Annotated in this window: 24 protein-coding genes and 2 tRNA genes; 23 read left to right on the top strand and 3 right to left on the bottom strand. The window is 61.2% G+C overall.

The window, feature by feature from the left end:
* The first annotated feature begins 141 nt into the window (after positions 1-141).
* From NKJ75_RS06265 to NKJ75_RS06215, 11 genes are all read left to right on the top strand, one after another.
* Complete coding sequence (locus tag NKJ75_RS06265) at positions 142-537, top strand: hypothetical protein (protein ID WP_352499370.1); 396 nt, start codon at positions 142-144, stop codon at positions 535-537.
* Positions 534-782 (top strand): Lar family restriction alleviation protein, encoded by a 249-nt coding sequence (locus tag NKJ75_RS06260; protein WP_352499369.1) that lies wholly within the window; start codon positions 534-536, stop codon positions 780-782. The genes NKJ75_RS06265 and NKJ75_RS06260 overlap by 4 nt, the downstream gene beginning before the upstream one ends.
* Before the next feature lie 94 nt (positions 783-876).
* Positions 877-1,155 carry a hypothetical protein gene (locus tag NKJ75_RS06255; protein WP_352499368.1) on the top strand — a complete coding sequence of 93 codons (279 nt, stop codon included), beginning with the start codon at positions 877-879 and terminating at the stop codon, positions 1,153-1,155.
* A 62-nt stretch (positions 1,156-1,217) separates the two neighbouring features.
* A complete protein-coding gene (locus NKJ75_RS06250) occupies positions 1,218-1,655 on the top strand; it encodes a Ros/MucR family transcriptional regulator (RefSeq protein ID WP_352499367.1) in 438 nt (145 codons plus the stop codon).
* A gap of 8 nt (positions 1,656-1,663) precedes the next feature.
* Entirely contained in the window at positions 1,664-1,900 is a 237-nt protein-coding gene (locus NKJ75_RS06245) for a hypothetical protein (protein WP_352499366.1), read from the top strand.
* Positions 1,897-2,151 carry a hypothetical protein gene (locus tag NKJ75_RS06240; protein ID WP_352499365.1) on the top strand — a complete coding sequence of 85 codons (255 nt, stop codon included), beginning with the start codon at positions 1,897-1,899 and terminating at the stop codon, positions 2,149-2,151. The genes NKJ75_RS06245 and NKJ75_RS06240 overlap by 4 nt, the downstream gene beginning before the upstream one ends.
* Positions 2,148-2,609, top strand: coding sequence for a hypothetical protein (locus NKJ75_RS06235; protein ID WP_352499364.1), 462 nt, complete (start codon positions 2,148-2,150; stop codon positions 2,607-2,609). Before NKJ75_RS06240 ends, NKJ75_RS06235 begins: the two co-directional genes overlap by 4 nt.
* Positions 2,606-2,791, top strand: coding sequence for a hypothetical protein (locus NKJ75_RS06230; protein ID WP_352499363.1), 186 nt, complete (start codon positions 2,606-2,608; stop codon positions 2,789-2,791). Before NKJ75_RS06235 ends, NKJ75_RS06230 begins: the two co-directional genes overlap by 4 nt.
* Before the next feature lie 202 nt (positions 2,792-2,993).
* On the top strand, positions 2,994-4,079 hold the full coding sequence (locus NKJ75_RS06225; protein WP_352499362.1) for a tyrosine-type recombinase/integrase: 1,086 nt from the start codon (positions 2,994-2,996) through the stop codon (positions 4,077-4,079).
* The gene (locus NKJ75_RS06220) at positions 4,076-4,519 is read left to right on the top strand and encodes a hypothetical protein (protein WP_352499361.1); all 444 of its coding nucleotides are present in this window, start codon (positions 4,076-4,078) and stop codon (positions 4,517-4,519) included. Before NKJ75_RS06225 ends, NKJ75_RS06220 begins: the two co-directional genes overlap by 4 nt.
* A gap of 22 nt (positions 4,520-4,541) precedes the next feature.
* Entirely contained in the window at positions 4,542-4,883 is a 342-nt protein-coding gene (locus NKJ75_RS06215) for a hypothetical protein (RefSeq protein WP_352499360.1), read from the top strand.
* Between the two features lie 3 nt (positions 4,884-4,886).
* Here NKJ75_RS06215 and NKJ75_RS06210 read toward each other — a convergent pair.
* A tRNA-Thr gene (locus tag NKJ75_RS06210) sits at positions 4,887-4,962 on the bottom strand.
* A 150-nt stretch (positions 4,963-5,112) separates the two neighbouring features.
* On the opposite strand from NKJ75_RS06210, the gene NKJ75_RS06205 reads away from it, so the two are divergent.
* From NKJ75_RS06205 to NKJ75_RS06155, 11 genes are all read left to right on the top strand, one after another.
* Complete coding sequence (locus NKJ75_RS06205) at positions 5,113-5,307, top strand: hypothetical protein (protein ID WP_023701829.1); 195 nt, start codon at positions 5,113-5,115, stop codon at positions 5,305-5,307.
* A gap of 134 nt (positions 5,308-5,441) precedes the next feature.
* Positions 5,442-6,734 (top strand): UDP-N-acetylglucosamine 1-carboxyvinyltransferase, encoded by a 1,293-nt coding sequence (murA, locus tag NKJ75_RS06200; RefSeq protein WP_352499359.1) that lies wholly within the window; start codon positions 5,442-5,444, stop codon positions 6,732-6,734.
* A 167-nt stretch (positions 6,735-6,901) separates the two neighbouring features.
* The gene (locus tag NKJ75_RS06195; RefSeq protein WP_023681909.1) at positions 6,902-7,336 is read left to right on the top strand and encodes a DUF2948 family protein; all 435 of its coding nucleotides are present in this window, start codon (positions 6,902-6,904) and stop codon (positions 7,334-7,336) included.
* Positions 7,337-7,470: 134 nt separating this feature from the next.
* On the top strand, positions 7,471-8,763 hold the full coding sequence (gene hisD / locus NKJ75_RS06190; RefSeq protein ID WP_023834062.1) for a histidinol dehydrogenase: 1,293 nt from the start codon (positions 7,471-7,473) through the stop codon (positions 8,761-8,763).
* Between the two features lie 6 nt (positions 8,764-8,769).
* On the top strand, positions 8,770-9,255 hold the full coding sequence (locus NKJ75_RS06185) for a UPF0262 family protein (RefSeq protein WP_023669283.1): 486 nt from the start codon (positions 8,770-8,772) through the stop codon (positions 9,253-9,255).
* A complete protein-coding gene (locus NKJ75_RS06180; RefSeq protein ID WP_502903839.1) occupies positions 9,243-9,707 on the top strand; it encodes an arsenate-mycothiol transferase ArsC in 465 nt (154 codons plus the stop codon). The genes NKJ75_RS06185 and NKJ75_RS06180 overlap by 13 nt, the downstream gene beginning before the upstream one ends.
* Positions 9,708-9,892: 185 nt before the next feature.
* Positions 9,893-10,111 (top strand): translation initiation factor IF-1, encoded by a 219-nt coding sequence (infA, locus tag NKJ75_RS06175; RefSeq protein ID WP_006200926.1) that lies wholly within the window; start codon positions 9,893-9,895, stop codon positions 10,109-10,111.
* A gap of 19 nt (positions 10,112-10,130) precedes the next feature.
* Complete coding sequence (locus NKJ75_RS06170; RefSeq protein ID WP_023681911.1) at positions 10,131-10,757, top strand: Maf-like protein; 627 nt, start codon at positions 10,131-10,133, stop codon at positions 10,755-10,757.
* Positions 10,754-10,945 carry a DNA gyrase inhibitor YacG gene (gene yacG, locus NKJ75_RS06165; protein WP_023669280.1) on the top strand — a complete coding sequence of 64 codons (192 nt, stop codon included), beginning with the start codon at positions 10,754-10,756 and terminating at the stop codon, positions 10,943-10,945. Before NKJ75_RS06170 ends, yacG begins: the two co-directional genes overlap by 4 nt.
* Before the next feature lie 214 nt (positions 10,946-11,159).
* Positions 11,160-11,235, top strand: a tRNA-Phe gene (locus tag NKJ75_RS06160).
* A 213-nt stretch (positions 11,236-11,448) separates the two neighbouring features.
* A complete protein-coding gene (locus tag NKJ75_RS06155) occupies positions 11,449-12,759 on the top strand; it encodes a tyrosine-type recombinase/integrase (protein ID WP_352499358.1) in 1,311 nt (436 codons plus the stop codon).
* 313 nt (positions 12,760-13,072) lie between these two features.
* On the opposite strand, the gene NKJ75_RS06150 is transcribed toward NKJ75_RS06155, so the two are convergent.
* Together NKJ75_RS06150 and NKJ75_RS06145 are read right to left on the bottom strand one after the other, a co-directional pair.
* The gene (locus NKJ75_RS06150) at positions 13,073-14,587 is read right to left on the bottom strand and encodes a hypothetical protein (RefSeq protein ID WP_023692440.1); all 1,515 of its coding nucleotides are present in this window, start codon (positions 14,585-14,587) and stop codon (positions 13,073-13,075) included.
* Positions 14,584-19,515 carry an AAA domain-containing protein gene (locus NKJ75_RS06145; protein ID WP_023692441.1) on the bottom strand — a complete coding sequence of 1,644 codons (4,932 nt, stop codon included), beginning with the start codon at positions 19,513-19,515 and terminating at the stop codon, positions 14,584-14,586. Before NKJ75_RS06145 ends, NKJ75_RS06150 begins: the two co-directional genes overlap by 4 nt.
* A 678-nt stretch (positions 19,516-20,193) precedes the next feature.
* Between NKJ75_RS06145 and NKJ75_RS06140 the strand changes: the two genes are divergently transcribed.
* On the top strand, positions 20,194-21,378 hold the full coding sequence (locus NKJ75_RS06140) for a T6SS phospholipase effector Tle1-like catalytic domain-containing protein (protein WP_352499357.1): 1,185 nt from the start codon (positions 20,194-20,196) through the stop codon (positions 21,376-21,378).
* The last annotated feature ends 85 nt before the right edge of the window (positions 21,379-21,463 follow it).

The raw sequence follows: 21,463 nt of genomic DNA, 5'->3' as shown, positions 1-21,463 counted from the left end.
CATCGCCTATGTGGGCGGTGCCGCGAGACCAGTGGATGGCGACGGGCGAAAATCGGTGGAATTGCACGGTGGAAACCCTGCTAACCGTTTGGAATTAAACGCTATTCGTGCTACTTTAGCAAGCTGGAATTGGAGACGATTATGGACGTCGCAGTTAAGAGTGAAGCCATGATATACACAGCAAGCAAGACGGTCCATGCCGCCAAATGGAAGCAACTTCGCTCCGATGGCTGGCCGATAATCTCAACATGGATTGACGAGGCAGGTGCGGGCGAGACAGTCGATTTTGCCGACCTGTGGTCGCGTTGCGTTGACGAGGCGGCAAACGCTTCAGCCGTGCTGCTATACCGCGAACCGGGTGAAGTGCTGAAAGGTGCTTTCATCGAGGCCGGCGTAGCGCTGGCTGCGGGCAAGCCCGTCCTTGCCATCGGTTGCGAGGAATTTTCGTTCGTCAATCATCCTCTGGTCACGCAATTCGCTGACGTTCCTGCCGTTCTTGCCGCTCTCGCCACCCCCCAACAAAGGACCGGACAATGAGCGAAGCTGAGGAGAAGGGGCTCCGGAGTTGCCCATTTTGCGGCAGTGCAACCAAGCCGACAGTCATGGACTTCGATGGCGAGCCCTACGTTCCGGGCTTCGAAGTCCGCTGCGATGCGTCTGGCTGGGAAGGAATGGATGAAAGAGGTTGCGGCGCAACATCCGGATGGGGTGAAACGCGCGAAGAAGCCACAGCCAACTGGAACCGTCGCGCCGCTCTCTCAGATACTGAGAAGACAGGATGACGAGACACGCCTGTAAATACAGTCGAGCAACGATTTCTGCTTGACTTCGATGTAACCAAAATGGTTACGTTGCATCCAGATCGGATTGGATCCCATGACCACCAAGCACTCTCCGCTGAACGCGCTGAAAGCGCAGGCCGACAAGATCGCAGCCACGCTCAAAGCGGCTGAGCGCGGTGAGAAAATTGACGCCAGGTTTGCTGAAAAGATCGCGGCCGCCCGCGCCAAGGAAAGTTTCAAGGTCGGCATCGTCATGGACGACAAGGTCATCACGATCGAAATGCCTTGGGCGACGATCCGCGGCACGAACGAAGCAGGCATCGCGGAGTATATCCTCGGCCAGATGCGTGAGACCCGCAACGCGATCAACTGACTGACAACGAGATCGGAGCCGCCCGGCTCTGGTGAGTGAGACTGCAACAGGAGAAACCTACCATGGAAGCACGTAACATGCGTTTTATCGAACTGACCGCCAACATCGTGGCGGCGTATGTCGGGCACAACTCGGTGCCGGCCGGCCAACTGCCGGACCTGATCGCCAGCGTCAACGCGTCGGTGCAGAAGCTCGACATGCCGGCACCGGTGGCGCCGGCCGAATTGATCCCGGCTGTGAACCCCAAGAAATCTGTGTTCCCCGACTACATCATTTGCCTGGACGACGGCAAGAAATTCAGGTCGCTCAAGCGCCACCTGGCAGCTCTCGGCATGACGCCTGAGCAATATCGCGAGAAGTGGAGCCTGCCAGGCGATTATCCGATGGTGCCGCCGAACTATTCGGAGAAGCGCTCCGCGCTCGCCAAGGCATCCGGCCTCGGGCTCTCGGCGCACAAGCGGCTGCCCGTCAACGCCAGCCGCCGCCACGCGGTCCAGTAGAGGCAGCCATGAAGATCGGCACCGTCATAGAGCGGCTTGCGAAGGGCGACCACGTTCATCTCGGCTTTGCCAAGGGTGAGCGGCGCTGGTGGTTCGATGGACCCTACCAGGTCGTACCTGAGCACGTCTTCTATGCCGCGGTGCGCGACGGGGCTGTCGCCGTTGTTGAAGCTGGCGACAGCCTCTTTGGGCTCAAGGGAAATTCACAGACCTGGTTGGTCGAAGGGGAACTGATCGCGCCATGACGCTCGATAGCTTCCCCGGTGCCAGTTACGACCACTGGAAAACGACGCCGGACGATTGGTACATGCCCTCATGGCTCGAGCCGGACACCACCGAGCTCGCCCGAATGCACCGCAACTTTGAGCTCACTCCGTTCTTCGACGGCGACGAGTCCCGATACGAATGGCTTTGCGAGGAGCGCGACGAGCTTGCGCGCATCGATGCCCACGAGCGGGCGCCGGATGATGACGATTTCGAGGAGATGGCTGCATGAGCAGATCCGGATACAGCGACGATTGCGACGACCAGTGGCGCATGATCATGTGGCGCGGCACCGTCAAGAGCGCCATTCGTGGCAAGCGCGGCCAGGCGTTCCTCCGCGAAATGCTGGCGGCTATGGATGCCCTGCCGGAGAAGAGGCTTGTCGCGAGTGAACTGGAGGCGGAAGGCCAGGTCTGCGCCATCGGGTCAGTCGGTCGCGCCCGGGGCGTCGACATGAGCCAGATCGATCCCGAGAACTATGATGCCGTCGCCGCCACGTTCGGCATCGCAGCGCCATTGGCGCAGGAAATCGTCTTCATGAACGACGAATACTGGGACTGGTCGACCGACGAGAAGGGGCACATTCGCAAGGATGAAACCGGCAGGAGCATCTGGTTAACGCCAGAGGAGCGCTTCACGAAGATGCGGGCGTGGATCGAGAGAAACATTTCCAAGGGCGACGCAGCATGATCGAGCGCCTCGACGACAAGATCGAACTCTGCTGCGACGAGTGCAAGAACAGCGCTCGCCGCACCTTCGACAAGGACGACTTCGACGTGATGATCCAGCACGCCAAGGACGAAGGCTGGCGCATCTTCAAGCGCGGTCGGGAGTGGCAGCACCAATGCGCCGACTGCCGCGAAGACCATTGATGAACGACCAGCCGCCCGAGCTGCTGTCGGTCGCCCAATCGCCCGACTATTGGTCGGAGCGTTTCCGCGACAAAGGGTTGCGCATGTCCGCCAGGTCGTTGCGCGAGAAGGCGATCAAAGCCGGCCTCTGCTACCATGTCGACAAGCAGGTGCTAATCTCGCCCAGGCAGATCGACGAGTTGTTTCTGTGGAGTAGGTCGTCATGGCGCTCACCATCTACAAGCGAGGCCGATTCTGGTGGCTCACCGGCACCATCAAGACCAAAGATGGCGAGCAAAGAGTTCACGAGAGTTCGGGCGAGACTGACGAAGCCGCGGCAGACGCGGTCCGGCTGAGCCGCGAAAACGCCGCCAAGGACGAGTTCAACCTCTCGCCGAAGGACCGCTTCACCTTCACCCAGGCTGTCGACGCCTATCTGGACGCCGGCAAGGATGACCGGTTCATCCTGCCGCTGCTCGATTTCTTCAAGGCCACTAGGATCTCCGACCTGACCGGCAGCAAGACGCGCGAAGCCGCAAAGACGCTCTATCCCGGCGCCGTATACACGACGTGGAACCGTCAGGTGGTGACGCCGATGAAGGCGGTGATCAACCATAGCGCCGACGCCGGCGACTGCCATGCGGTCAAGATCAAGGGGTTCACCAAGAAGGACCGCGACGTCAGGAAGCCCACGGCCGCGCCGAAGCGCGCCGTCGATCGCTCCTATGTCGACACCTTCCGCGCCCACACCGACGACCAGCGGCTGCGCGCGCTGTCGCTGTTCCTGTTCCAGACCGGCGCCCGCGTCAGCGAGGCGATCGAGCTCGACGAGGCGACGGGCGATCTCGACCTGGTCAACCGCAAGGTGACTTTTCGCGACACCAAGAACGGCGAGGATCGGGAAGCCGACCTCACGATCGAGATGGTCTACGAGTTCCAGCAGCTCGCCGAGTGGAAGCGGGCTCGGGCCATGGCCGACGACTACGGCAGGGGCGCGCGGCTCGGCCGCTACCCGAACACGCGTGTATTCGGCTTTCGGCAGCGATGGGCGGTCTACAAGGCGATCAAGGCGATCTGCGCCAGCGCCGGCATCCCGTACCTGGGCACCCATCAACCAGGTCGGCACAGTTTCGCCACCGAGATGATCGTGAAGAACCGCATCGACGTCGCCACGACCGCCAAGAAGGGCGGATGGAAGGACAAGCGCGTCCTGATGGATCACTACACGCACGGCGAGACGGGCAAGGGCGTGATCGATAAGGTGTTTGGGAAGAAGCGGCCGAGGAAGGCCGCAAACGGAGGAAGATGATGACGACCGTAGGTATTGCCATGCACCGCCGTCCAGACGGCATCAACTGGCCAGATCCTGACCATGTGATGCCGGAGCCATCCCCGCCTTGGGAAGCGCAGGAGGTGGTGTTGAACACCGCCGACCGGCGACGGGTGCCTGCGCTTGTCTTCGAAGAATGGGCGGTGCACCGCATGATCGACGAATACGGCTTTGACAACGGCTGGACGACGACCACGCACGTGAACGGCGGACGCTTCACGTTCGGCGCAAGGGTGTTTGCCAGCGCAGAAGGAGCCATGGAAATGTGCCAAAAGCTGGCGGCCATCTACAAGCACTTTGCGTCATTCACCGGCGGCCGGCTAGACCTTCCATCGGACGTCAGGGTGCAGGCGAAAGCCGCATTCGAGCAAGCCGAGAGAGATGGCAAGATCCTCCTCGAACTTGTGACGATCGCATGAAGATTGAGAATGGAGGAAGATGATGGCGAAGCGGCGAGTTCCAACCGTCGACCCCATGGAAGAGACGGTGCGCTCGGCGCTAACGTTCGCAGAAATCGGCTTCGTTGAGAGCCAGGATCCGCGCGCGCTGAACCTGGATTTTTACCTGACGACCGAGGATTTGCATATCGAGGTGAAGCGCTTCCATGCGCCACGCATCGCCGAGCAGATGAGCCGAGCGCCGAACGTCATCGCGATCCAGGGACTCGATGCAGCCAAGTTCGTTGCGAGGCTCATACGAAACAGCAAGGGTCGGTTACAACCGAACCAATCTGGCACCGAGAGCTTACACCAGTCGAAAAACGCAGATGGGTTAAGTGGCTGAAAATGCGGCGGAAAATGGTGTAACCACATTTGATGCACCCCCTTACCAAGGGAGTGCTCTACCACTGAGCTACCGCAGCCGCTGATGGCGGGGCTTCTGCCATATAGAACCGGCAAGCGCAAGGCGTCTGTGAAAGGCTTTGCCAGACAAGTTTCGCTGACATGGCGGCGCCACAATGCTAGCTATCCCTTGAACAGCAGGCCCTGCCAGTTGCGGGCGGGACGGAACGATGGACGAGAAGACAATTCCACCGAAAAAGGCTGATCCGGCAAAAAAGGGCGGGACCACCCGCAAGGATCGGCTGGCCGAGCAGTTGCGCGCCAATCTCATGAAGCGCAAGACGCAAGCGCGTTCGCGGCGCACCGGTGACGCTGACCAGCGCCCGGAAGGCCTGGCGGCTGCTGAAAAAATGCACAAGGACTGACCGATATCGGCCACACTGGCCGGCCAACTTGGCCAACGGGCTCAGGAATCTTGAACCAAGCCGGCCAATGGTCTAGACGGGCCGATACGCAAACTGACGAAAACCGGCCTTTCGGGCCGAGGGGACATTCTCTCATGGATCGCATCAGAATTGTCGGCGGCAACAAGCTCGCCGGAAGCATTCCGATTTCGGGCGCGAAAAATGCCGCTTTGCCGCTGATGATCGCGTCGCTGCTCACCGACGACACGCTGACGCTGGAAAACGTGCCGCATCTGGCCGATGTAGAGCAGCTGATCCGCATTCTTGGCAATCACGGCGTCGACTATTCGGTCAACGGCCGCCGCGAGAAGCAGAATGAGGGCTATTCGCGCACCATCAACTTCTCGGCCCGAAACATCGTCGACACGACCGCGCCCTACGAGCTGGTGTCGAAGATGCGGGCGTCGTTCTGGGTGATCGGCCCGCTGCTGGCCCGCATGGGCGAGGCCAAAGTGTCGCTGCCGGGCGGTTGCGCCATCGGCACGCGCCCGGTCGACCTGTTCCTCGAGGGCTTGCAGGCGCTGGGCGCCGACATTGATGTCGACACTGGTTATGTGCTGGCCAAGACCAGGAACGGCCGCCTTGTCGGCAATCGCTATGAGTTCCCGAAAGTCTCCGTCGGCGCCACCCATGTGCTGATGATGGCGGCGGCGCTGGCCAAGGGTGAGACGGTACTCGAAAACGCCGCCTGCGAGCCCGAGATCGTCAACCTCGCCGAATGCCTCAACGCCATGGGCGCAAAAATTTCCGGCGCCGGCACTCCAACCATCACCGTCGACGGCGTCGACTCGCTGTCGGGCGCGCGCGTGCGCGTCATCCCCGACCGCATCGAGACGGGCACCTATGCCATGGCTGTGGCCATGACCGGCGGCGATGTCGTGCTCGAAGGCGCCCGCCCCGAGCTGCTGCAGACCGCGTTGGACGTGATTGCCCAGACCGGTACCGAGATCACGCCGACCAATTCCGGCATTCGCGTCCGGCGCAACGGCGCCGGCATTTCGCCGGTCGACGTAACGACGGCGCCCTTTCCGGCCTTCCCGACCGATCTGCAGGCGCAGTTCATGGGCCTGATGACCATGGCCAAGGGCAAGTCGCGCATCACCGAGACCATCTTCGAAAACCGCTTCATGCATGTGCAGGAACTGGCCCGGCTCGGCGCCCACATCACGCTGTCCGGCCAAACGGCGATCGTCGCCGGCGTCGCCAAGCTGAAGGGCGCACCCGTCATGGCGACCGATCTGCGCGCCTCGGTGTCGCTGGTCATCGCCGGTCTGGCGGCCGAAGGCGAAACGACGGTCAACCGCGTCTACCACCTCGACCGCGGTTTTGAGCGGCTGGAAGAAAAGCTCTCCAATTGCGGCGCGGTGATCGAGCGGATTTCAGCTTAACCGCACGGCAGTTGCTTCAGACAGACAGGCGTCTGGTGCTGCCTTCATTCACCGCCAACACTTCAAACCCGAGGCCCTAGCCTCGGGTTGAGTTTGTGTCGCGGTTGCACGGACCGGAAAGACCGCCTAACAGAAGGCTGAAACCAACTTTCAGGTGTGCATTCGGCATGGCAGCCCTCAAACTCATTGCGCTCGACGATCAGGATCTGAGCATCGTCTCGGCTCACGTCCAGGACGCCGTGATGAAGGTCTCGGATCTCGAATACCTGCCTTCGGCCAAGCGTTTCATATTGACCATGAACCGCTTCGTCTGGGAGGCGAAATCCGGACTGTTCAGCAAGCACAATGAGCGGCGCCAGGCGGTGTTGCATTTCGACCGCGTGCTCGGCGCCAAGACCAGCGGCATTGCCCGCGATCGGCCGGCCGAGGTGCTGTCGCTGCTGGCAATCAGCTTTATCGAAATCAGCAAGCCGGCCGGCATCGTCGAATTGGTCTTTTCCGGCGGCGGCGCGATCATGCTCGACGTCGAATGCATCGAGGCGCGGCTTGCCGACATAGGCGGCGCCTGGGAAGCCACCTCGCGTCCGGTGCACAGGGTCTAGAGCATGATCCCAAAAAGTGGGTGCCGGTTTTTGTTGGACAAAACGGGAATTGTTTGTCCAGAGATCATGCTCCAACAAAGGGCTAGATCATGATGAGATTTCAAGCAAATCTCACCATGATCTAGACGCAGCCGATGGCCATTACGCTTATCCAATCCGCTGCCGGTTTCGCTCAGCGTTTCGCCGCCTTCCTGACCACCAAGCGGGAAGTATCGGAGGACGTCGACACTGCCGTGCGCGCCATCATTGCGCGGGTTCGTGCCGAGGGCGACGCTGCCCTGGTCGACTACACGCTGAAATTCGACAAGGCCGACCTCAATAGTCTCGGCATCGCCGTGTCGAAGGACGACATCGCGCAGGCCTACAAAGACGCCGATCCGCAGACGGTCGATGCGCTCAAGTTCGCGCGCGACCGCATCCGATCCCATCACGAGCGACAAATGCCCAAGGACGATCGCTATACCGATGCCGCCGGGGTCGAGTTGGGTTCGCGCTGGACGGCGATCGAGGCGGTCGGGCTCTATGTGCCGGGCGGCACGGCAAGCTATCCAAGCTCGGTGCTGATGAACGCCGTGCCGGCCAGGGTGGCAGGCGTCGAGCGCATCGTCATCGTCGTGCCGGCGCCGGGCGGTGTCATCAACCCGTTGGTGCTGGTGGCCGCCGATATATCAGGCGTTTCGGAGATCTACCGCGTCGGCGGCGCGCAGGCGATTGCCGCCCTTGCCTATGGCACCGAGACGATCCGGCCGGTCGCCAAGATCGTCGGGCCCGGCAATGCCTATGTCGCCGCCGCCAAGCGCCAGGTGTTCGGCACGGTCGGCATCGACATGATCGCCGGACCGTCTGAAGTGCTGGTCGTGGCAGACGGCAGCAACGACCCCGACTGGATTGCCGCTGATCTTCTCGCTCAGGCCGAGCATGACGTGTCGGCGCAGTCGATCCTCATCACCGACGATCCGGCCTTCGGCAAGGCCGTCGAACAGGCGGTCGAGCGGCAGCTGCAGAGCCTGTCGCGCGCCGAGACGGCGGCTGCCAGCTGGCGCGATTTCGGTGCGGTGATCCTGGTGGAGACCATCGAGGCCGCGCTGCCGCTGGTCGACCGCATCGCCGCGGAACATGTCGAGCTTGCTATCGACGATGCCGAAGGCTTCCTGGCCAGGATGCGCAATGCGGGTGCTGTGTTTCTGGGACGCCATACGCCCGAAGTCATCGGCGACTATGTCGGCGGCTCCAACCACGTGCTGCCGACGGCGCGTTCGGCGCGCTTCTCTTCGGGCCTGTCGGTGCTCGATTTCGTCAAGCGCACCTCGATCCTGAAGCTCGGGCCGGAGCAGCTGAGAGCACTTGCGCCGGCGGCGATTGCGCTGGCCAAGGCGGAAGGCCTCGACGCGCATGGCCGCTCCGTCGCCATCCGGCTGAACATGTAGGCGGCGATGGCGGACGGCGATCAAACCCGCGCAAGGCTGATCGATGTCGAGCTCGACGAGTCGATCGGCCGTTCGACGCCCGATGTCGAACATGAGCGCGCGGTGGCGATCTTCGACCTGATCGAGGAGAACAGCTTTCAGCCGGTCAATGATGACGGCGCCGGGCCTTATCGGCTGAAGCTGTCGCTGGCCGAATCCCGGCTGGTGTTTGCGGTCGCCCGAGAGGATGGTGCTGATGTCGTCACCCATATCCTGTCGCTGACGCCGCTCAGGCGCATCGTCAAGGACTACTACCTGATCTGCGAAAGCTACTACGACGCCATCCGATCCTCGACGCCGAGCCATATCGAGGCGATCGACATGGGCCGGCGCGGCCTGCACAATGAAGGTTCGCAGACATTGATGGACCGGCTGGCCGGCAAGATCGACATCGACTTCGACACGGCGCGGCGGCTGTTCACGCTGGTCTGCGTGCTGCACTGGCGGGGTTAGACCTGACTGCGGCGCCCCGCTCGATCCTGTTTTTGTGCGGCATGAACGCCGTGCGCTCACCGATGGCCGAGCAGCTGGCGCGGCGCATGCTGCCGCCGTCCACTTTCGTCGCCTCTGCCGGCGTGCACAGGGGCGAGCGCGATCCGTTCGTCGACGCGGTGCTGGCCGAAGAGGGCCTGACGCTGGGCGAGCGCCAGCCGCGCTCGATGGACGATCTCGAGGACGACTATTTCGACCTGATCGTCACCCTGGCGCCGGAAGCCCACCACGCCGCGCTCGAACTCACCCGCTCGCTTGCCGTCGACGTCGAATACTGGCCGATGCCGGATCCGACCGATGTCGGCGGCAGGCGCGAGCAGATCATGGCCAGCTATCGCGACGTGAGAGAACGGCTGAAAGCGCGCATCAGCCGACGTTTTCTGCTTCCGGAGGTAAAAAACGCGGCGGATTGATGCATGTCGCTCAAAAGCGGTCCCGGTTTTGAGACAACGACATGCATAAAACGAAACCTTGGAGCGCGTCGCATATGACGCGATCTAAGCGTGTTCACAAGCGCACGATTATCATATAGGTTCCGCCGAAATTCCGGCCTGGGCGCTCCAGGGCGCCGGAACTGCAATCCAAGCAAAGGTATCGAATGCCGAAGGAAGAAGTCCTCGAGTTTCCGGGTGTCGTGACGGAATTGTTGCCCAACGCGATGTTCCGGGTGAAGCTCGAAAACGAACACGAGATCATCGCCCATACGGCTGGCCGCATGCGCAAGAACCGCATCCGTGTGCTGACCGGCGACAAGGTCCTGGTCGAGATGACGCCCTATGACCTGACCAAGGGCCGCATCACCTACCGTTTCAAGTAACAGTCCGGCGCGAACCGCGATGAGCATCCTGCAGAAGCTCGTGCTTGCCTCTGGTTCGCCGCGCCGGATCGAACTGTTGCAACAGGCCGGCATCGAGCCGGACCGCGTGCTGCCAGCCGATGTCGACGAAACGCCGCTGCGCGCCGAACATCCGCGCTCGCTGGCCAAGCGGCTGTCGAAGGAAAAGGCCGAGAAGGCGCTGGCCTCGCTGAAAAGCGAGGAAGACTATGCGCCAAGTTTCGTGCTGGCCGCCGATACGGTGGTCGCGGTCGGACGCCGCATCCTGCCCAAGGCCGAGACGCTGGACGACGCCGCCAATTGCCTTGGACTGCTTTCGGGCCGTTCGCACCGGGTCTATTCCGGCATCTGCCTGATTACGCCGGGCGGCAAGCTGCGCCAAAGGCTGGTTGAATCCAGGGTACGCTTCAAGCGGCTTCCACGCGAGGAGATCGACGCCTATGTCGCCTCCGGCGAATGGCGCGGCAAGGCCGGCGGCTATGCCGTCCAGGGTCTCGCCGGTTCGTTCGTCGTCAAGCTGGTCGGCTCCTACACCAACATTGTCGGCCTGCCGCTCTACGAGACGGTGGCGCTGCTTTCGGGCGAAGGCTTCAAGGTCCACACCAGCTGGCATACCGCGCGGCCATGAGCCTGGACGATAAGGTCACACCACTGCGCCCGAAGCGCCCCTGCCCCGAATGCGGCAAGCCGTCGGCGCGCGAGACCTATCCGTTCTGCTCGAAGCGCTGCAAGGACATCGACCTCAACCGCTGGCTGAAGGGCGCCTATGTCATCACCGCGCGGGATGACGAGGACGAGAGCGACGAGCCGAAGTAGGGTTTGGGCGGTGCCGGCCGCGCAATTCCACTTCGCCGACCTTACGCAATTGCTGCTTTGCCGGCGTCGGTATTGTCTGCGACAATTGCCCCGGAAAATCAGCGCTTAGGCGCTGGACAGGCCGGATTCCCGTGCTATAACCCACGCGCTTTCAAGGGGTGCCCCACGGCGCTTTCCTGAAATCCGGTCAGGCGATGTCTCGTTTGCCGGCGAGGCCCAGATAGCTCAGTTGGTAGAGCAGCGGACTGAAAATCCGCGTGTCGGTGGTTCGAATCCGCCTCTGGGCACCATCCCCCCTTGTCCCGGCACTCCCTTTCACCGAACCTTCTACGCTGCAGCTTCTGCAACCGCTTGGAATTGTTGGTCTTTTGCAGTCGCATTTGCGCGGTTAAGCGGGACACGGAGCGCTTCAGGAGCATTTGGTCCAACGAGGCGGGGGGATGGTATTTCCGTTGGTATTCGACATCCTGATGGTATCGAAACAGCCAAGGGAGACCTGACGAATGCCCCTCTCCGACGTGAAATGTCGAAATGCCCGCCCTGCTTCCAAGCTCGTGAAATTATCTGATGGGGGCGGGCTTCAGCTATGGGTACAGCCCACGGGCTCTCGCCTCTGGCGGCTCGCCTACCGCTTTGACGGAAAGCAGAAACTGCTCGCGCTGGGCAGCTATCCCCTTATCTCTCTCGCCGAGGCACGGGAGGCGCGCGATGACGCTAAAAGGCTTCTGCTAGCTGGCGTCGACCCTGGAAAGGAACGCAGCTTGCGGAAGGCCGATTCGGCAAAGGACTCCTTTCGCTCAATAGCGGACGAATATGTTGACAAACTAAAGAAGGAGGGACGTGCCGACCGGACGATCAGCAAGGTCAAATGGCTGCTCGGCTTTGCCTATCCGATAATCGGCGACAAGTGCATTCGGGAGATCGACCCGGCCACCATCCTTACCGCCCTCCGCCGCGTGGAGGTTCGCGGTCGATACGAGTCGGCCAGGCGACTGCGCTCCACGATCGGCAGCGTGTTTCGATACGCAATCGCGACCGCACGCGCCGAGACAGATCCGACCTTCGCCCTCAGAGGCGCACTCATCAGTCCGACGGTAACGTCTCGCGCCGCGATTACCGATCCGAAGGCCTTGGGCGGTTTGCTGAGGGCGATCGATGCATTTGACGGACAGCCTACAACCCGGGCCGGTCTGATGCTGATGGCGCTGCTGTTTCCCCGCCCCGGGGAGCTTCGCGTCGCTGAATGGGAAGAGTTCGATTTTGAAAGCTCGGTGTGGACCATCCCTGAAGCACGCATGAAAATGCGACGGCCGCACCGCATACCCCTATCAAAGCAGGCGATCAGCGTCCTGACTTCACTCAGGGAAATTTCTGGTGGTGGATCGCTGCTGTTTCCTAGTGTTCGATCGGCTTCACGTCCGATTTCCGACAATACGCTAAACGCCGCACTACGTCGTATGGGTTACGGCAAGGAAGAAGCTACCGCGCACGGCTTTCGAGCAACGGCATCAACTTTGCTGAACGAATGCGGCGAGTGGCATCCGGACGCGATAGAGCGGCAGCTGGCCCACATTGAGAACAACGACGTTCGGCGCGCCTATGCCCGGGCAGAGCACTGGGAGGAGCGCATCAACATGATGCAGTGGTGGGCCGATTATCTGGATGAACTCAAGAGCAAAAACCCGCGGGTGAACTCAACCGAGGGACGCCGCAAGCCTGCTGTCCATACAATAACGCGACCATCCACTTTGCACCAAACAGCGGCCGTTCATCAAAGGCCGATACAAATCTCCAACCGCCGGAAATCATACTGACCGTCGAAAAACGCCGAAACTCGTCGCCAAGTCGTAGGCCCGGAGGGGTCAACTTTCTTTCCAGGACACTATTAAGGTTAGCGGATGATGACGGTTGGTTTGGGGCCGCATGCGGTCTGACCGCTTATAGAATTTTTGGGGATAGATGCCGTTTCGACGACGCTCAAAATTATGCTTCGTTCGATCACGTTGCGCATTGACCCCTTTCGACACCGCGAGTTGTCAACAACGTGCGACGCGAAGCTGCTGCTGTCTCCGAGGTCGCGAACCGCAACTTTTCTGGATCATGTTCGCCGTTCGAGGGGTGCGGCGGCTATTTTGAGGCGGGCACGGCCCCTCCTGCACTGTCCTCCGTCTTTTCCGTTGCGGGCGGCGCGATAAGGTTTCGTCTGAGCACGTCACCGAGTTTGAACGCTTCGGCGTTCGCGTCGAGCAACTCGCCCGCACGCGCCAACACGTGCGAGTCGAAACTCGCAAAGCCCAAAGGGACCGGCAAGCCCGATTGTTGGCCGATCGGCGCGTGGACCGTTGCGGCGACGAAGGCACCCGGGACGAGCAGCATTTCGAACCCGCCGGGAAATACACGGGCGTTCGACTCGTACCCGCGGGTGAAGGCTTCCTTCACCCAGCGCTCGGCGCGCTGTGCGGTCAACGAAATCGTCTCTACGTTCTGCCGCACACCGAGATCCTCGTTCAAGCGATTGATCTGTTCGCGGAACTGTTCGACGATTTCGGCCATGATCGAGGTGCTTCCCCAAAGTGGGGCCTGGGGCACCACCCAATAGATCGCAGCTGCGGCGTGGCGCGTTTTGCGCAGGCCGTAGCTTGCGACATCGAACAGCCTACGCGCATTTTCCTTGGTGAATAGGCTGCCGATGATCGGCACGGTCGGGCGGTCAGCACGGACGTCGCCGTGGCTCGTGAAGGCGTGTCGATAGAAGCGCTGCACGCTTAACCCATCGCGGCGCGTCCATTCCTTAAGATAGTCTTGGGCAAGTTGGATCAGGAGCTGGTATGCCTCGCCATCGTCTTCCCGCCGCGCAACAGCCATGCGCTCGACCATCTCGGCGACCGCAAGCCCCACTGCCTCACGATCTGACAACTCGTAGTCTGACTTCCACTCGGAAAGGTCGATGTCGGGTAAGGTTGGCTTGAGCCCCGATGACATCAACCGGACGCGCACGAGCGTCGAAAAGCGCTCCTCAGCCGCCACCCCGTCGATGGAATAGAGCGTGCGTCGCGGGGTCGAGATTGGATCGATCTTCAGCGCGAACTCGCGAAAGAACCGACGGAACGACGACGGCACCCTTTCCGTTGCCGAGCTGACTTGCTCAACGTCGGCCAGCGGCAGTTCGGGAAGGTTCCGCTCGAAGTAGCTCAGAAATTTCTTTTCGGCGGGCGCCAGCGAGATGAGGTCGAAGCCGACGCGTGCGATCTTGCGCTCGACCTCGTAGATAAGTGGTTCTTCGACACCAGGGCGGAAGAGCGAAAGCCCCGTCTGTGTCAGCGTGATGCGTCCCTCGCTCCGACGGATGTAGTCGGCGTCCTCGACCTCGTGGAAAACGTAGGCCATCTCGCGCCGGCTATATCCGAAGAAGGACTGGACCGCTTCCTCTGTGCAGCTTCCCATTGCGCGGACGAAGCGAATTAGAAACTCGGCTGTCACGGAGACCTTGCCAACATCAGCGACTTTGTGCTCGACGACGAACCGACGACAGGGCAGCGTTAGGTCGATCGTCGCCAACTGGAGCGGGCCGTCCTCCGATTCTTCGACGAGCCCCTCGCGCACGGGGCCGAGCGTCAGCTTACTGCGGGGCTGGACGGTCATTGTGCCTTCTCCAAGGCGCCATCGATGGGCGCGGCGTTGAGCCGATTCTCCAGTAAAGCCATTGCATCTACTTCCCTTGCGTGCCCGTATTCAACGTTACTGGCAAAGGCCCGCGCGATCCGGTCCATCGGCCCGGCCTCCTCCCATCGCTTCAAGCTACCCACGATAACAAGGCGGTCCATCGCGCGGCTGATCGCGACGTTGATGCGGTTGGGCCTTGCGAGGAATCCAGGCCGAATTGTCTTGAAGCCGCCCTGCACGGGCCCGTCCCAATTATTGCGAACAAGCGACACGATCACGATGGGGTTTTCCTTGCCCTGGTAGCTGTCGATCGTGTCCACCTTCATCGCGGCTCGCAGCGAGGGATGGATCGGTGCCAAGGCGATTTTGCGCCTCACGAGGTCACGTTGGGCCGAATAGGCGCAAATGATCCCGATGCCATGGGCATGCGTTGCTTGTTGGGCAAGCCAGTCGAGGAACAGCTGGCATTCGCTCCATCGCTTAAGAAGGCTTACGATCACGTCTGCCTCAACCGTATTGGTCAGGCTCTTGCGATGATTGGGATCGGCTTGCTTGGCGCGCTCGCCAAACGGCGCCGTGTCGAACCACGTGACAGGCGCGCTGAGGTCGGCAGGTAGCGCTTCTGCGTCGATGATCGGCGTCACGCGACCATGCTCAAGGCGCTTGCCATAGAATGACCGCGAGACAATCTCACCGATCGGGGGGAGCATACGATATTGCCGTCGCAGCGTGTGACCCGCGGCAATCCCATAGGGTGTCTCGAAGATGCGCTCGAAGTCGCTCCTCGCAACCTCAGCCACGCCCACGCCGAGGCGCTCGGCGACTTCGTCGACCACTGACTCCGGATGCTGTGGCTCAAGCTGTTTATGGTCGCCGACGAGTACGATCCATGCGCCCGCCTGGATCGGCACCGCGAGCTCGCTGGCGGTGCAGCGCGCCGCTTCGTCGACGATCACGAGGTCAAAGGGTGTTGAGGTCAAGCCAAGCGCCGATCTGCCGAGCCCCACACAGGTCCCAGCGACGATCTGGCGCGTTCCGGCGAGGAAAGTTTCGAGGCTCCGTTGCTCGGTCGAGACTGTTCCCACGAAGTCGCGTGCTAGCCCTGCGACTGCCTGGAACCTAGCAACACGGTCAGCGCTCGGGCGCTCGCCCTGCGGCATGGCCTGGAGGCAGGCGTCGACAATCGTCGTGACAATCTTCTCGGCCGCCAGGTCGGCGGGCAGCGTGTCGTCTATGCCAAGCGGCAAGACCTGCTGGCTGATTGTCTCGCGAAGCGCTGTTACTCGTTGCGCCGAACTTTCCTCGTCCTGCAAGCTGGCCAGCCGGGCCGCGACGGGCCTTATCGCAATCTCGACATGGGTCAGCGCGTCGGTCAGCGCCTCTGGAATGCCCAGTCCCTGGGCGGCGACGGCCAAGCGCTCGCGCATCTCGGCACGGAACCTATCCTTCTGGAGCTGCTCGACTCGCTCGACGTGGAATGGCAGCAGGCGGTCTGAGACAACACCCTCGTTGCCGACGCGAAGGATGCTCGGTATCTCACCCGCCCGAGCGAAGAGCTTAAGCACGGCCTCGGCGGCATTGTTGACCGCTTCATGCGCTTGGCTTGCGAGCAGGACATTGCGCGCCAGCCCCAAGGTGAGAGCGGCATGCACCAACGCCGCAATGAAGACCGTCTTGCCTGTTCCCGGCGGCCCCTGCACGAGGGCGAGCGGGCGTGTGGCGAGCACAGCTGACAAGGCCTCGGCCTGCTGGTCATTGAGCTCGTACTGCTCCTTCAACTTTTCGACCGGCTGGCGATCGGGCAACGACTGCGGTGTTGCCGCGGTGCGCGGATCGAGGATTCCGATCAGGTTGCGCGTACGCGAGGTGCGCCCGACGATCCGCCTGACCGCAGCCTGGCGACGGTCGAGGCTGGTCTCCTCCATGCGGCTCCGGAAGCGAAGCTCGTCGCCCTCCTCCACTAGCGGCGGTCCGTTTCGCTGCTCCGGCCGCATGCTTTCCAGATAGAGCGTGTCAGGCTTGGATCGCTGGAGGTCGAGTTGGCCGACGGGCCGCCAATTGCCTCGGCGGTCCTCGCGCTCGACCATGACACGGTCACGCCGATTGTAGTCAAACGACCCACTCAGCAGGTCAAATTGGACCTTGTGCCGGTTGATGCTTATGTCGAAGACGCTGTCCTCGGCAACCTGCCCATAGGTGACCAACTCCCGCTCGGCATCGACGAGGATCCCCCACAGCATCGCCACGTCTACCTGACCGTTCGGCGGTGGCTCAGCAGCGATCGCCTCGATCAGGTCGTCCTCGGGCGACTCGCCTGAAACGATGTCGCGTTGTTCGGCGGGCTGCTCGCCCTCCGCGCTCACCTCGGCGTCCGTCGCCCTGGGCTGCGTCGGACCCAGGGCCGCAGTGACATCCTCGCGTTCGAGCAGCGGAGTGAGGTCTTCCAGATTGGTAACTGGACCGTCCTCGACGATGATGGCAGCTTCGAGTGACGCGAACTCGAACCTCTGGAAAAGCCTGATCCTTGACTGCTCCAGAGCGCGCCGGTTGAGCCGGTAGGGCTTTCCGTCAGCCCCGATGCTGACCTCAAGCTCCTCGCAGGCCCCGCGGATAATGAGCGTACGTCCCCAGGGGGCGCGGCGCAGGAAATAATGGCCCTCGTCCGGTAGCAAAGGGCCTGCCCCTACGTGTGGGCTAGCGAGCCGGATCGTCGCCAAGTCCGCGTCGTGCGGCTCGCCGGCTGCCAGCACATCGATCAAGGGAAGCAACGTCGCGTTCGCCGGGTCGTCGGTTCGCACCTTCGCGATTGCCTCGCGAAGGCGGCCGGATATTCTCGAATCGCTTCCGGCGAGGAGCTCCTCGCCGATGACTGTGACCGCGAAGCAATCGCGTTCGAAGCGACCGCCGCTCTCGGGGGCATAGCGCGCAGTAACAGTGTCGCCTTCGGTGGCCGTCGTAAAGTCACTCAGGTCGACGATAACCGGGTCGCTCGGTGCTGCGGGATCGACGAGGATGTTGGCAGGTTTGAGGTCGCCATGCGCCAGGCGAAGGGTGTGCAATTCCTCGACCCGCCGGGCAAGAGCGTCGATTAATTGAAGCCGCGCTTCCTCGCCAAATTGCTCCGGGTGCTCCGCCATCAACAGCGCGAGGTCGGGGCGATCGATCCACTCCTGGATCATGACGATCGCATCGCCCAGCCACATCGCACCCAGAATTTTCGCGCATCCCTCGGGCTCGACTGCCGAGAGCTCGGCGAGCTGATCTAGGAAATCAAGGATGCGCGATCCTTCCTTCTTCTGGTCGCCCCACGAAGCACGCTTCCAGACCTTTACCAGCACCTCGCGACCGTCCTTGCAGGAGCGCCACAAGGCGCGCGTCTCGTCGTCTCGCAGGATCTCGGCAGGCGGATAGGCCTGGAAGAGAGCCATCTGACTCTTGATCGCGCCGCGATGCCGCTCAAGCCCTGCTATGACTTCCGCAGGCGTGGGCCGGATGGCGACTGCAGCGTTGAAGGCCGTCAGCGCGTCTCCCGCGTCCTTGAACCGGTGCATTGGGTCGGGCGCGAGCGCGGACGCCAGCCAGCCGTAAAGTTCGACGTAGTCGGATGCCTTGTCGCACTCGCTGTCCCACTCGGGAATTCCGCTCGAGGTTGCAGGGCCCGTGCCCAGGAGGATGCGGTGAATGGCGGAAGCGGCGAGGAACACGTCGCGACGTTTAGGGGTTGTTTCGACTCCGAAGATGTCCTCTGGCAGCTTGCCTGTTGACAGGAACTGGAAGCGCGACTCGCCGAGCGAGCGAACATCGGGGTAGCTTGCCGCCATCAGGTGCGAGAGCCGAACGGTTGACGGTCGCTGCACCCAGACGCTGTGCTGTCCGAGGTCGAGGTGCGCTGCCTCCGCGAGGTGAAGCGCGTCGAGGGATGAGAGCAATTGGCGAGCCAGTTCGATTCGATCGACCCGGCTAAGGTCAGCTAGCTCGGAGCTGCCAAAATCTGTCAGACGGTGAAGCCGGCGCCGGCGGTCATAGACCTCCCAGTATCGTACGCCGAAGGTCGGGTCGCGCGTCTTGCCGCCGACAATCACGCTGTCGCACTGTTCGCTTCGGTCCTGCAGGTAGGCGATGACCTCCTGCTCGCGACCGGCGATCTCGCTACGTCCTTCTTCGGTCTGGAAGCGAGTTTCCGCCTTGGAGAAATCCCATAGCCGCAGGACTCCGAGGGTTGGCGACTGCCGTTCGTCGCTCGCCTCGAACTCCGCGAAGATTCCCTCGGGGTGCTCGAACACCGGTGCGGCGGACGTGGCATAGAAGCCACCATAGGTCCGTCGGCCAGGTACGAAGACGCCCTTGCTCATATTGAAGAACTTCGAGAGCTGGTCCTTCCACTCCGCCGAGGTCAGGATGCCAGCGGGTGGCCCTTTGCCGAACACCTCGATCCGCTTGGGAACCGACTTGAGCGAAGAAGTGAACGCCGCGACGGGCATTACCGCCCGCCGCTCGGTCTCCGAAATGCCGCTGAGGTCTGTGGCCTTGGTCAGGACCACAAGGCCCTGTACCCTAGGGACGATCGGCTTTGCGCCCTTGGCGTGGCGCTTGAGGTGGGCCTCGAGCTGAATGAAGACGTGGCGCGCGTTGGCAGATATCTTCGCGACCGGCGACGGGCCATGGTCCCGCCCGGCGTTGTACCAATGCCCATCGCGGCTCTCGATCGGGCCGAACCAATCCTTGAGATCGACGACCAGTATGCGGTCGTCCGCCACGATGATGACGTCGATCTCGCGGCTTGAGCCGGGCGCGGTAGCAAGGTCGAGGTTCGTATAAGCGAACCAGTGCGAAGGCAATGAAGCTAAGGTCTCGATGCCCTTCACCTCGCGCACATGTAGGCCGTTCCCGCAGTTGATGATCTTCAAGCGAATTCCCCCGAGCCGCTACCGCGGCCACTCCAGATGTTAGCTTTCGTTTTTGCGCTGGCAACTTCCTTTGAGCAGGATACGCGCCTTGGCGGAAGGGGGTAGATCATAGCGAACAATGTTGTCCAGAAGATCGCGGGCCACTGGCGCGGGTCGACCGACTACGTCGCAGTCCTCGACCGAACGGCGGCTTCGGGGCTCTGCCGTGGACTATCAAGATGGCGATCGGAATGTCTGCTTCCAGGCGAAGGCAAAGTTTGCCTCACCGTCCGAAATTGGGCGCATTGCGGACTGGCAGGTTTGGGGCCGAAAACAGACTGGCTGGTTCTGACGTCCGCCAAGCGAATAGCGGACATTCGAACCGACCGGGTTACGGGTCTCGGACAGACCATAAGTGGACATTGACCCTTCTAGAAAGTTGCCGAAGCTTGAGGCAAACTCCGCCCTCCTAGATTGCAGCCTTCGTCGATCACTCCCCACCAACGATGACTTCGACAATTTTCACACCTCAAGACGACTTAGAGCCACTGGCTCACATCGCAGAAACTGGAACTACGGCGGCCTCAGGCGTTATGCCGGTCACCGGCCCCCGGCCACGAGCCCTCCTGGGATTCAGGATAGACTGTTGGGACCAGTCGGTGGCAAAGTCCTGATGGATGGACTGACCGAGGAGTTTCGATGGAAGACGCGCTGAGTCCCAAGAAGCGTATTCAACTCTTCTTCGATGGCACCTCAAACTCTGCGGCCCGAGGAACGTGGGCCGATGCGACGAACATTTTTCGATTGGTGCTCGCTACGCACTATGAAGGAAACCAAATCGTTCACTACATGCCGGGCGTTGGCACCCGCCGCGATGTGTTTTCGGCTGTGACTGCGCGGGGCATGGATGAGATCCTGAGGGAGGCCTATGTTACACTCGCGGCAAACTATCTGCCGGGCGACGAAATCTATGTTTTTGGATTTTCCAGGGGTGGTGCGATAGCTCTCGCCCTAGCAGAGATAATTTCGCAGGTCGGGCTACTTCACGCGGATAGGCTCCATGAATTGCACGTTGTCTGGGACGTCTATCTGGGGCACCGAGGCAGACAGAAACTTACAGAGGCTCAGGTCCAGGAGCTGAGAAATAACCATATAAAAAACCACATTCACGAAAGTGAAACCACAAAAATCAATTTTCTCGGTCTGTTTGATCCGGTCCCGGGGAACAGCTGGGACACTCTAACAAGATTTTCAGCAGTGCGTCTTAACAGTCCGAAGTTGCCGGAATGCGTAGTCGCCGCACTGAGTCTTCTAGCGATCGATGATAATCGCAACCCTTCTTTTCGCCCGGTTGTACTCAGTGGCAAGAGTCGCTCTGATCAGTATTTAGATCAAGTTTGGATGCCAGGAGTTCATGCAGACATCGGCGGTTGCTCCGAATTTGTATTCCTAAGCGATGTAGCCCTGCTTACCATGATCAATCAGGTCAAGAAATATTGTCCGAGTTTAGTGTGGGATACGCACGCGATAGACAGCCTCAACCACAGGCTCGGGGACCGCGTACAGGTTGCGATATCCGACGAGCGTCCAGGCTTCTTGCGAAAGCTTCTCATCCGCTCGAAGCGCACGATCTGTCTAACAGACGCCAGCATTTCGTTCGAACAACAACATCCTATTGTCGAAAGGTTGAAGGGAAAGAAGATCCATGTCAGATTCAGCCGTAGGCCGTACAAGCCCGACAATTTGCCGCTGGGACTGCGAACTTTCAATGTCGAAGAGGCGCATCTGTCATTGCTTGATATTGCTCTAGAAAAGGCGTTCGCTCACACAAATGGCGATACCTCACCGTCCGAAGCCTCTCTTCCCGACACGGTATCAGGCTAGCTCAACATGAGCCTATGAACTACGGACTTCGCTATAGGCATGCAGTTGGATTGCGGGCGTCTCAGAAAACTAGGTGCTAACTCCG

Source organism: Mesorhizobium sp. M0058, assembly GCF_040323095.1.
GTDB lineage: Bacteria > Pseudomonadota > Alphaproteobacteria > Rhizobiales > Rhizobiaceae > Mesorhizobium.
Note: the sequence above shows the minus strand (reverse complement) of the source record. Positions and strands in the feature narration are given on the sequence as shown.

Excerpts from the sequence above, each read along its gene's own strand:
- NKJ75_RS06155 (WP_352499358.1), top strand. The coding sequence starts at position 11,449 with ATGCCCCTCTCCGACGTGAAATGTCGAAATGCCCGCCCTGCTTCCAAG.
- NKJ75_RS06205 (WP_023701829.1), top strand. The coding sequence starts at position 5,113 with ATGGACGAGAAGACAATTCCACCGAAAAAGGCTGATCCGGCAAAAAAG.
- NKJ75_RS06185 (WP_023669283.1), top strand. The coding sequence starts at position 8,770 with ATGGCGGACGGCGATCAAACCCGCGCAAGGCTGATCGATGTCGAGCTC.
- NKJ75_RS06260 (WP_352499369.1), top strand. The coding sequence starts at position 534 with ATGAGCGAAGCTGAGGAGAAGGGGCTCCGGAGTTGCCCATTTTGCGGC.
- infA (WP_006200926.1), top strand. The coding sequence starts at position 9,893 with ATGCCGAAGGAAGAAGTCCTCGAGTTTCCGGGTGTCGTGACGGAATTG.
- NKJ75_RS06140 (WP_352499357.1), top strand. The coding sequence starts at position 20,194 with ATGGAAGACGCGCTGAGTCCCAAGAAGCGTATTCAACTCTTCTTCGAT.
- NKJ75_RS06215 (WP_352499360.1), top strand. The coding sequence starts at position 4,542 with ATGGCGAAGCGGCGAGTTCCAACCGTCGACCCCATGGAAGAGACGGTG.
- NKJ75_RS06245 (WP_352499366.1), top strand. The coding sequence starts at position 1,664 with ATGAAGATCGGCACCGTCATAGAGCGGCTTGCGAAGGGCGACCACGTT.
- yacG (WP_023669280.1), top strand. The coding sequence starts at position 10,754 with ATGAGCCTGGACGATAAGGTCACACCACTGCGCCCGAAGCGCCCCTGC.
- NKJ75_RS06220 (WP_352499361.1), top strand. The coding sequence starts at position 4,076 with ATGATGACGACCGTAGGTATTGCCATGCACCGCCGTCCAGACGGCATC.
- NKJ75_RS06255 (WP_352499368.1), top strand. The coding sequence starts at position 877 with ATGACCACCAAGCACTCTCCGCTGAACGCGCTGAAAGCGCAGGCCGAC.
- NKJ75_RS06150 (WP_023692440.1), bottom strand. The coding sequence starts at position 14,587 with ATGACCGTCCAGCCCCGCAGTAAGCTGACGCTCGGCCCCGTGCGCGAG.
- NKJ75_RS06235 (WP_352499364.1), top strand. The coding sequence starts at position 2,148 with ATGAGCAGATCCGGATACAGCGACGATTGCGACGACCAGTGGCGCATG.
- NKJ75_RS06195 (WP_023681909.1), top strand. The coding sequence starts at position 6,902 with ATGGCAGCCCTCAAACTCATTGCGCTCGACGATCAGGATCTGAGCATC.
- murA (WP_352499359.1), top strand. The coding sequence starts at position 5,442 with ATGGATCGCATCAGAATTGTCGGCGGCAACAAGCTCGCCGGAAGCATT.
- hisD (WP_023834062.1), top strand. The coding sequence starts at position 7,471 with ATGGCCATTACGCTTATCCAATCCGCTGCCGGTTTCGCTCAGCGTTTC.
- NKJ75_RS06230 (WP_352499363.1), top strand. The coding sequence starts at position 2,606 with ATGATCGAGCGCCTCGACGACAAGATCGAACTCTGCTGCGACGAGTGC.
- NKJ75_RS06240 (WP_352499365.1), top strand. The coding sequence starts at position 1,897 with ATGACGCTCGATAGCTTCCCCGGTGCCAGTTACGACCACTGGAAAACG.
- NKJ75_RS06250 (WP_352499367.1), top strand. The coding sequence starts at position 1,218 with ATGGAAGCACGTAACATGCGTTTTATCGAACTGACCGCCAACATCGTG.
- NKJ75_RS06170 (WP_023681911.1), top strand. The coding sequence starts at position 10,131 with ATGAGCATCCTGCAGAAGCTCGTGCTTGCCTCTGGTTCGCCGCGCCGG.
- NKJ75_RS06265 (WP_352499370.1), top strand. The coding sequence starts at position 142 with ATGGACGTCGCAGTTAAGAGTGAAGCCATGATATACACAGCAAGCAAG.
- NKJ75_RS06225 (WP_352499362.1), top strand. The coding sequence starts at position 2,994 with ATGGCGCTCACCATCTACAAGCGAGGCCGATTCTGGTGGCTCACCGGC.